The organism is Colwellia piezophila ATCC BAA-637, assembly GCF_000378625.1.
GTDB lineage: Bacteria > Pseudomonadota > Gammaproteobacteria > Enterobacterales > Alteromonadaceae > Colwellia > Colwellia piezophila.
Window position 1 is genome coordinate 88,701 of sequence record NZ_KB905176.1, and the last position, 7,747, is coordinate 96,447.

Genomic DNA, 7,747 nt, shown 5'->3' on the forward strand with positions numbered 1-7,747 from the left:
AAAAACGTATTGTTTGACTATAAATCTTACCAATGAGTCGAATAACCTGACTGGCAAAAATGCCAACATTGTCGACATTCGTCAGATACTAAAAAGCCGCCTCGAAGGACGGCTTTTTGCCCAATTACAGACTTTCAAAGATGTTTTGCAAAGCTAGATGAATATGAGAAAGCATACGTCCCGTAACGCCGTATTAAGCGGCTATTTGTAGCAGGCTAAAATTATGAGATGCATAATAACATCTCTAAGTAGGTGGCCAAATTAACTAGTCCAATTATCTTCAATGACCTTATCAATAATATTTTAATATCCATTTGAGATTTATTGAAGATATTTATAACCCCTTAGTAATCATGAAAAATTTAAATATTTTATCAAAGTTAACGAGACTTACTTTTGAATTAATCATATTATGATATAAATTTTTATGTTGTTTATCTAATAAAGATTAATTGCTTTGCAATTAAAAAGTAATAACTGATGTTTTCATGGGCGTAGAATCTCCCATGTCGAAGTGTTTTTGTTGTGAGCGCAGTGAATATCATTAGAAGCTCTTCCTCGTTAACCAGATGTCAAATACTTAACACTATCATCAGTGGCTTTATATTAGTTTTTGTTAAAGGTAGTTTATGTCAATTTTAATGCAATACTTGTATGTTATAGGAGCCTTTCAGGGACTTTTACTTGCTGGCTTATTAATATTTGGCTCTCAAATATCCACTTCCAATCGTATTTTGGGAATATGGTGTCTGTTTCTGGGCTTAAGCTTTTTAGGGCCATTTATATATTTGAATGGAGAATTAAATGTTTTTTCATCTTTGATTGGCCTTCATATGTTTTTACCTGCCAGTTATGGTGCCTTTTTATACCTATATTGCCGACATGCTATTATTAACTGTCCCTTTGCACTAAAAGACCTCTGGCATTTCCTACCTTTTTTAATGTGTTATGTGCTCAATATTGAGTTGTATTTGTCTTCACCTGAAGTGAAGCTCGATGCTATTATGCACGGGCCAGAAAATGTAACTCTGATATTAATAGGTCAAGTTATTCTGACGTTACAAGCTTTTGTTTATTTAGGTTTGAGTATTGTCATGGTCAGGCGATATCAAGTTCAAGCTAAACAAACATTATCAAACTTCAATCCTGATATGTTCACTTGGCTTTGGAAGATATTAATTCTTGATTTAGTGATTTGGACGTTAAAATCCATGTCGGTAGTAACTGAATATCAATATATCTTTATCGCCATGGGGGATGCCCTTATTATTGTTTTGATTTGCAGCATTGCATTGGCGCAGTGGCGAAACCCGCTATTATTCAAAATTGCGCAATTGAAAATGGGTGCTTCTAACTCTAATGACGCTGATCCTGCCGAAACCACTCTAACAGAGAAGGTTGCGAGTAATGAAACTAAGAAAAGTACCACCATTGCAACTAACAATTCAGGCGCTTTAGATCTCGATATCAGAAGCAGTTTGTTAAAGGTCGTTAGGCAACATATGCAAGAGCATGAATCTTATCTGGATAATCAGTTAACACTAACCAGTTTAGCTGAAACTGTGGGTATCAGTACCCATCATTTATCTGAAGTATTGAATCAGCATGAGGGCAAAAATTTCTACCAATTTGTAAACAAGTACCGGATTGATTTTGTTTGCGAACAGCTGAAATCTGATACGGAAATTAAAATCCTCGATCTTGCCATGTCAGCAGGTTTTTCATCAAAAAGTACCTTTAATGCCGTTTTTAAACAGTTTGTTAAACTGACTCCCAGCCAATATCGACAGCAATTAGTTCAATAATACTTATTTTTACTTTTGCACTAAGTGCGATTCGCCCGAATTGCACATCCAATAAACCTAAATCTATACCTAAACACAGAGCAGGTGCATTATTACCTAAGGTTGGTTGCCTATTTGCAAGATTATTCATATCAAGCCGAAGTCTCTTTTAATACGTAAATTAAACTTAATGGTCAGCGTAAGTATATTTTTATTGGTTAGCGATAACTTATGAAGGACAGTTTTCTACAGTAAGTATTTTAGGCATATATGCACTTGCCAAGATTTATCAGTACCAGAATAAAAAAACATAAGCGGCGCAATTGTTAAACAACATATTATCTACTAAGCATTGCATGATACTCAATAAGCAAGTCAACAAACCGTTAAAACAATTAAGCGCTATTACTCAATGGCAGTTAAGTACCATTTATAAAATTCTTGATGATTACCAAGCGCTAACCCAAGTGCGAATCGTCCGAATTGTACGTCCGAGTCGTTCAATCCAGACGAATCAAGTCATTCAGCGTGATTAAATCCTAGCAATTAATTCAAACCTAAATTTATAAAAGGTAGATTTTTATGAGGAAAGAAAAGTTATGGATATGGTAGTAACACCAGAACAGTTATTTAGTTGGGCAGGGCAAGCCGCTTCTTATGGGTGGTTAATTTTGATATTTCTCCCTCGTATAAAAGCACTCTTTTTTATTCCACAATACCTGATCCCTTTAGGGATTGGATTGCTTTATGCCGGATTGATGTTAGCCCATTATTCTAACAGTAATGGTGGCTTTAGCTCACTTGAAGATGTTCGAATGTTGTTCGAAAGTGATCATATATTATTGGCAGGTTGGGTTCACTATTTAGCATTTGACTTATTTATTGGAGCCTGGATTGCACGCAAAGCCGATAAGATCGGTATATCTCGTCTCCTTCAGGCCCCTATTTTGATCGCTACCTATATATTTGGCCCCATAGGGCTAGTGCTATTTTTGTTTATGCGCACAGTATTTACACAAACCGAGGAGCATAACTATGCTAGGTAAAATGTTTAATTACCCTTTTAATCACCGCTTTAATTACCAAGAAAAACACTATCCAGGTTTGATTTTTTCATTAAACTTACGATTGGATAACGATTATATTACGCGGTTGCTGGCGATGTGCTTCTTATTTTTGCTCGCGGTAACATTGGTCATGTTACCCGCCTATTATGTCGATGCCCGACTACTGAATACCGCACCAATATGGGCGAAACCAATAAAGTTCAGCTTGTCTTTGGCTATACATTTTCTTACCTTAGCACTACTGGCTCAGCAACTTGACCGTAGTCGACGCACAGGCATGCTGCTGACATTTTTTGCTTATCTTGCGGTAGTATCTATGCTCTTTGAACAGATTTACATCAGCATTCAAGCAGCCAGGGGGCGACAATCTCATTATAATGATGAAACGGATTTTGAGGTTTTAATGTATAATCTAATGGGAATAGGTGCGATAAATCTTATTTTAGTTTCATTTGTTTTAGGTTTATTAATCTGGAAGTACGGTAATAAGGATAATTCAGGGTTACGACTCGGATCTATATTGGGGCTAGTCATTGGTTCGGTATTGACATTAATCTATGCCATGACGATGGCAAATGCACCCGCAAACTCTCATTTAGTGGGGGAGGCAGTTAGTAACGCAAAAGTTCCTCTTGTCGGTTGGTCGCGTGAAGTAGGTGACTTACGTATTCCTCATTTTATCGCGACTCACATGATGCAAATATTACCTTTAATGGGTTTATTTCTAGATAAATTCAAGTATTCACCTAAAATTATTGTTTCACTTTCAACGGTAATATTAGTGGTAATGAGCGCGGTATTTTTTGATTGGGCTTTGGCTGGTAAAGCGGTGTTCTCAATATAAAATTAAGGGTTGTATTGATTGGTATCGGTTAATTTGTCTCTTTAATCTATTTCATCATAAAGAGACACTTTTATCTGTCTCCTACTGGGCACAAATCAGTCCTTTAAAAGCGATTTTTTAGTCTCAATAAAAGGTCTGAAGTTAGCGTTCTGAGATGAATCTCACAAGCAGCATAAATGAGCTTAAACCAGCCCCTCAATTTGGCTCATACCCTGGACGTACTGCGGCATATAGCGTTAAGAGTATTCAATCTATTAGTGAAGCAGAGCCGCTCACTCTCGATAACGCAGTCATCGAATCGCACCAACTGCTTGCCGTTACATTAGCTAATCAAATGCTTGTTGCTGTGAAGGTTATTAAGGTCTTTGATAGAGAAATTAGTGAGTTGTTTAATGCTTTGCCTGATGCAGAACTTTACAAATCATTACCAGGTACTGGCCCGTGTTTAGCACCTAGACTATTAGTGGCTATTGGGGAAAACCGTAGTCGATTCAATAGCGCATCAGAAATTCAAATGTATGCAGGGATAGCGCCCGTAACGGTGCGTAGTGGTCAAAAGAGCTGGATTCATTGGCGATATCAGTGTAGTAAATTTACTCGCCAGTCATTCATTGAATGGGCAGCTAAAAGCATAAAACAATCGTATTGGGCGGAAATTTATTATCAGCAGCAAAGGGAAAAAGGTAATACCCACCAGGCAGCTGTGCGTTCGCTCGCATTTAAGTGGATACGGATCGTATATCGTTGCTGGAAAACTAAAGAGCCATACAATGAAGCCAAGTATTTAAAAGCATTGAGCGACAGGAATTCCCCATTACTTTTTAAAGAAAAAGCTTGTTAAAGGTCTCAGGGCGTAGAGCTGACGTTATACTAATTAGTTTTCATGCTTTTTCTGCTCTCATTCGAGATATTGGCTAATACTCAATTATAAAGTGTTTTTTGAGATAAACGGAGGTTATTAAATATTGACAGGGTTATTTATTAGAACGTTAACTTACCCAGCACGCTCTTTATCAGATCAGTAATTATGCTTATTAACTTGATGAGTTAAAGTTAATTCTCAGTCTGCATCATCAAGTAGAGATGGTTGATAAAATACGAATATTCCTTTTCCTGACGTTTTAGCTTTATACATAGCTATATCGGCTTCTTTCATTAATTCATCAGCATCAACAGAGCCTCCGCTATATATAGTAATACCTATACTTACACCAACGTAAAGGCTTTGGTTGGCATGTATTATCTCTTTCGAAATAGTATCAATTATTTTTTCTGCCACACGCTCAACAATGCTTATGTCTTTAATATCGGTCAGCACGAACATGAATTCATCACCACCGATACGGGCAACAGTATCGGTGTTTCTTAACATATCCTTTATACGTTGACCTATTACCTTTATAACTAAATCACCCGCATCATGCCCAAAAGTATCATTAATTAACTTAAAACCATCTAAATCCGCAAACATAACCGCCATTGATAATTTATTTCGTTCAACAGATGCCATTGCTTGCTCTAATCTGTCCTTCCCTAAGCGACGACTAGGTAAACCCGTTAACTCATCATGATAAGCCATATGCTTTAATAGTTGAGATGTTTCGATTAACTCTTTTTCGTACTTCTTACGTTTAGCAATTTCACGAAATAAACTTACCACCCAAAGTAGTACAAAAACAGTTACAGTAATTATGATAGCAATAACTTTATAGTAATAAGTATAATCAGCTGGTTGTAAAACTTCATTTTTATACCACTTTTTACTAATTTTAGCTTTCTGATTAGGTGTCAGGTTATTAATCGTTTTATTTAAAATAGAGAGGAGTTCGGGCGCTTCTTTGTTTACCCCAAAGGCTAATTCAGTGGTAAAGGTGGTTATCCCTACTACCTTTACATTGTTGAGCGTCAAGTCAGTAATTGTGTAACTACACAATGCAATAGTGCACACTAAAGCATCCACTCTACCTATTGAAACTGCCATCAGCCCCTGTTGAATATCATCAACAACAACAAAATCAATGGCTTTATATTTATTTTGAATCTTATCCGTATATCCATAGTTAGCTATAAGTGCTATTTTTTTATTTTTTATTTCATCAATACTGTTAACGAATACCGAGTTTTCAGACATAGCAATGACAATCTGATTTGAAAAATAGCTTTTAGTGAATAACAGTGAACCTGATAACAATGAGTCATTTGTTTCTGAAATCATATCAATTTGACCTGATTTCATGAGATTGATAGACTCATTCCATGTTTTAGTGGGAACAATATTAAAGGTCAACCCTGAATTAAGAGAAATCAAATCAAGGTATTCAGCGACTATCCCTATATAACGGCCCTTATCATCTATTGCCTCAAAAGGAAGCCAGTTTGGGTCACCAACTATTGTAACGTTAGGGTTTTCAGCTATCCACTGCTTCTCTTTTTCATTAAACTCAACAGCAACAACTGAAAAGTTAATGAATATTAGTAAAACTATAATCTTAAAAATTGCCATCTCATTTAGTTGAAATTTCAGTGGATATAATGATTGTAGTATCACTTAGGTTGTTTGACCCATATTAATTAATGTTGGGTCATAGATATATTATCAGCTATTTTTTAACGAATATTTGTTAAAAGCTATTGAGCCATTTGTTTCAAGTTTAGTTAAAATGCCCGTCAACTCACGAAACAAAAATTCATAAATTAAACTTATGCATCAATGTCTGCTCATAGCGAGCAGTTGACCTAAAAACCAGCCATCATCTAATGTCGGCTTTTGGCTATCAGTTGACCTAAAGAACAGCCAATAGCTAATGTCTCCAATGCGCCATAAAGAACTGACCTATTACTGAATGAAAAGACGACCTCAAAATAAACCGTTTAGAAACGTTAGCGGACATTAATATCTATAGCTTTTTAGTTGTTTGCGTTGTTCAGAAGACGTATACCTGCCTTTCTCTTGATAGAGAACTAAGCCACCAGTCCGAAGTCGCATTGACATGACTTCAATATGTGCAAAGAAGAAGGGAACACCACCACAAGGCTTTACTACGGTTAAATATGTTAAGCTAGCTAAAAAGTTCGAGCGGGAGCAACGGTAAGAGTTAAATTTATTGACAAATTAAGAGATCTTGTTCTAAATTAAATGATAGGGTGTATGTGTCTGAATTTTTTATGAAAACTTAAGTTGCTAGGAGCTTTTGTTATGCAGGTAGATAAAAGAGAATACCCACGCTTCACTTCCTCGGACTTAAACGCTGTCATTACTATTTCACCCCCACCACCAGATGAATTGATTTCTCTTGAGGGTATTGTGTTAGACATGAGCCATAAGGGGATCAAAATCAAATTACACTCCGCTATGCCACATGATATACCGACCAGTAAAATTCTCATTAATATCGTTATGCCGAAATCAGGTTTACAGGTGAAAATTCACGGCATTATTCGACACATGAATGACAAATATGAATATGGTATTAACTACCATAAAGACCATGATAAGGATGAGTTAGAAAACTTGCTATTTGAATGTGTTAAAGTTCACTAATTATGCAGGGTTTAGTTTTTTACAGTTAAAGCCGAGTTGTTGTTAGTTTTTTAGTTTCAATATTTTGATGTTGTCGCTAGCGCAACGGTGCTATTCCGCTCTACCTGCCTATCAATACTTTCTTCAAAGATACGATAGCTGACGTTTCAACATTTCGTTTTTATGACTTTTCTGTGCGCATTAGAGACATTAGCCAAAAACTATTTGCCTTATATTTTCGGCTCTTCTCCGCTTTGATGCAAATAATTGTATCTTCTGGCTAATCTATCATATTGATTTAATATTATTTTTTCACCCAATTGAATAATGATCAAGTCATGCCAACTATCTCTTCAACACTTTTTCAACTTCCAGGACAGTGTATTGAATCAATAACACTTGATAATGAGCATACTGTTGTCATTCAGTGTCGACGGGATAAACGTAGAAAGCCTATCGATCCAAGAACAAATCAATCAGGAACGATCAACCGTTATGTCCGTCGAAGAGTGCGTGATTTGCCCATTTCAGG

Annotated in this window: 7 protein-coding genes and 2 pseudogenes; 7 read left to right on the forward strand and 2 right to left on the reverse strand. The window is 36.2% G+C overall.

The window, feature by feature from the left end; all coding sequences use genetic code 11:
- The first annotated feature begins 629 nt into the window (after positions 1–629).
- Entirely contained in the window at positions 630–1,805 is a 1,176-nt protein-coding gene (locus F580_RS0121765) for a helix-turn-helix domain-containing protein (protein ID WP_019029879.1), read from the forward strand.
- Here F580_RS0121765 and F580_RS26515 read toward each other — a convergent pair.
- Positions 1,762–1,935, reverse strand: coding sequence for a hypothetical protein (locus tag F580_RS26515; RefSeq protein WP_157443212.1), 174 nt, complete (start codon positions 1,933–1,935; stop codon positions 1,762–1,764). The two genes, F580_RS0121765 and F580_RS26515, sit on opposite strands and share 44 nt — an antisense overlap.
- A gap of 172 nt (positions 1,936–2,107) precedes the next feature.
- On the opposite strand from F580_RS26515, the gene F580_RS0121770 reads away from it, so the two are divergent.
- From F580_RS0121770 to F580_RS25150, 4 genes and pseudogenes are all read left to right on the forward strand, one after another.
- The gene (locus F580_RS0121770) at positions 2,108–2,320 is read left to right on the forward strand and encodes a hypothetical protein (RefSeq protein WP_157443213.1); all 213 of its coding nucleotides are present in this window, start codon (positions 2,108–2,110) and stop codon (positions 2,318–2,320) included.
- 63 nt (positions 2,321–2,383) lie between these two features.
- Positions 2,384–2,830, forward strand: a complete 447-nt coding sequence (locus tag F580_RS0121775; RefSeq protein ID WP_019029881.1) for an ABA4-like family protein — start codon at positions 2,384–2,386, stop codon at positions 2,828–2,830.
- Positions 2,820–3,695, forward strand: a complete 876-nt coding sequence (locus F580_RS0121780) for a hypothetical protein (protein ID WP_019029882.1) — start codon at positions 2,820–2,822, stop codon at positions 3,693–3,695. Before F580_RS0121775 ends, F580_RS0121780 begins: the two co-directional genes overlap by 11 nt.
- Positions 3,696–3,894: 199 nt before the next feature.
- Positions 3,895–4,536, forward strand: a pseudogene (locus tag F580_RS25150) (transposase); the annotation flags it as partial.
- 219 nt (positions 4,537–4,755) lie between these two features.
- On the opposite strand, the gene F580_RS0121790 reads toward F580_RS25150, so the two are convergent.
- Positions 4,756–6,198, reverse strand: coding sequence for a diguanylate cyclase domain-containing protein (locus F580_RS0121790; protein WP_019029884.1), 1,443 nt, complete (start codon positions 6,196–6,198; stop codon positions 4,756–4,758).
- Between the two features lie 693 nt (positions 6,199–6,891).
- Between F580_RS0121790 and F580_RS0121795 the strand changes: the two genes are divergently transcribed.
- Both F580_RS0121795 and F580_RS26740 read left to right on the forward strand, forming a co-directional pair.
- Positions 6,892–7,236 (forward strand): PilZ domain-containing protein, encoded by a 345-nt coding sequence (locus F580_RS0121795; protein WP_019029885.1) that lies wholly within the window; start codon positions 6,892–6,894, stop codon positions 7,234–7,236.
- A gap of 317 nt (positions 7,237–7,553) precedes the next feature.
- Positions 7,554–7,747 (forward strand): annotated as a pseudogene (locus tag F580_RS26740) (ISL3 family transposase); the annotation flags it as partial.